Source organism: Mycobacterium sp. E3298 (assembly GCF_001666895.1).
Taxonomy (GTDB): Bacteria; Actinomycetota; Actinomycetes; order Mycobacteriales; family Mycobacteriaceae; genus Mycobacterium.
This window is the reverse complement of the sequence record NZ_LZJB01000561.1, coordinates 1-1,593: the sequence shown is the minus strand read 5'-3', so window position 1 is coordinate 1,593 and position 1,593 is coordinate 1. Positions and strand designations below refer to the sequence as shown.

At 68.4% G+C, this 1,593-nt stretch carries 1 protein-coding gene and 1 pseudogene; both read right to left on the bottom strand.

Going from position 1 to position 1,593, the window contains the following annotated elements; translation table 11 throughout:
* Positions 1–134: 134 nt before the first annotated feature.
* The gene (locus A9X05_RS25515; RefSeq protein ID WP_067784922.1) at positions 135–1,289 is read right to left on the bottom strand and encodes a glycosyltransferase family 1 protein; all 1,155 of its coding nucleotides are present in this window, start codon (positions 1,287–1,289) and stop codon (positions 135–137) included.
* 89 nt (positions 1,290–1,378) lie between these two features.
* Positions 1,379–1,593 (bottom strand): annotated as a pseudogene (locus tag A9X05_RS25510) (hypothetical protein); the annotation flags it as partial.

The window sequence follows — 1,593 nt, the reverse complement described above, 5'->3', positions numbered from 1 at the left end:
GCTGGCGGCGCGCTCCGGCCAGGCACCAGAGCAACCACACACGGGGCGACCCGACAACCCGATCCAGGATCCCCCGCCCGGGCACGACCACTGACGTCAGCGCCTGGGGTTGGTCCCGCGGGCGGACCGTTAGTTCACTGGCCCTGCGCGTAGCGCTTGGCGAACATCCGCCTGCGGGAGAACGGCGACAGCACCGCCTCGTAGTGACCGAGCAGCTCGTCACAGATGACCGGCCAACTGCGGCCGAGCACGCTGCGCCGGGCGGCCAATGCGTAGCGGTGGCGTTCGTCGATCAAATGGGTGACGGCCTCAGGCAACCTCGCCTCGAATTCGTCGACGCCCAGTAACAAACCGGTGCGCCACGGCGTGACGAGGTCGCGTGGGCCGCCGGCGTCGGGGGCGATCACCGGCAACCCCGACGCCAGCGCTTCCTGCACGACTTGGCAAAACGTCTCATGCTCGCCGGGATGCACGAAGACATCCATGCTGGCGTACGCCACGGCGAGTTCGTCGCCGTGGAGCGCGCCGGTGAAAACCGCTGTCGGCATTGCCTTTTGCAGTTTGCCGCGGTCGACGCCGTCGCCGACGATGACGAGTTGCACGTCGTCGCGCGCCGCCAGCGGGATCAGCCGCTCCACGTGCTTCTCCGGGGCCAACCGGCCCACAAAGCCGACGATCGGCTTGCCCCGCGGTGACCATCGGCGCCGGAGCGCCTCGTCGCGCCCCGACGGGGCGAACCGCAGCAAGTCGACGCCGCGCGCCCAGCGATGCACGCGCGGGAAGCGGTGCTCTACAAGCGATTCCATCGTCACGGTGGACGGCGCCAGGGTTCGGTCGGCGAGGCTGTGCAGATGCCGGAACCAGGCCCACGCGACCCGCTGCGTCATCGGGATGCCATAGCTCGCAGCGAAACCCGGTACGTCCGTTTGATATACGGCGACGGTCGGCACCCCCAGCCAGCGCGCCGCCTTGACGCCGCCGTAACCCAGTAAGGCCGGCGAGGCCAAATGCACGACGTCCGGGTCGAATCCGCGCAGCACGCTCACCATCCGGGGCATCGGCACGCCGAGTGGCAACGTGGTGACCTTCGGAAACATCCGCGAGGGAACCCGATGCACGCGGATCCCGTCGTGGACGCGATCCGCCGGGGTCACGCCCGGTGGGGTGTCCGGGGCGATGACGAGGGCTTCGTGACCGGTCCGGCGCAAATGCTCGAGTACCCGGAGCACCGAGTTGCTGACACCATTGACTTCCGGCAGGAACGATTCGGCGACGATTGCAACGCGCACACCACTACGGTGTCAGCGCCGGCTGTCTCGAAGGTTGCCTGCGGGCATACGTCGCGCGAAATCTGCTGGTCGGACGCTTCCAACCCCGGCTATGCCGGTGCCGCCGCGGCCTCGTCGCGGCGATCGAGCAGCTTGTCCAGCACCGCCAGCCCGATCAGGAGGGCCGTCGCGGCCAGCCAGCACACCACGGCGATGGAGCCGGCCGGGATGATGGCCAGCCCGGCATTGCGGTGCTGCACCCGAACCAGATTGGGATCATTCTTGTTGTACTCGACGTAGATACGCATGCCCGTGGCCAGATGCG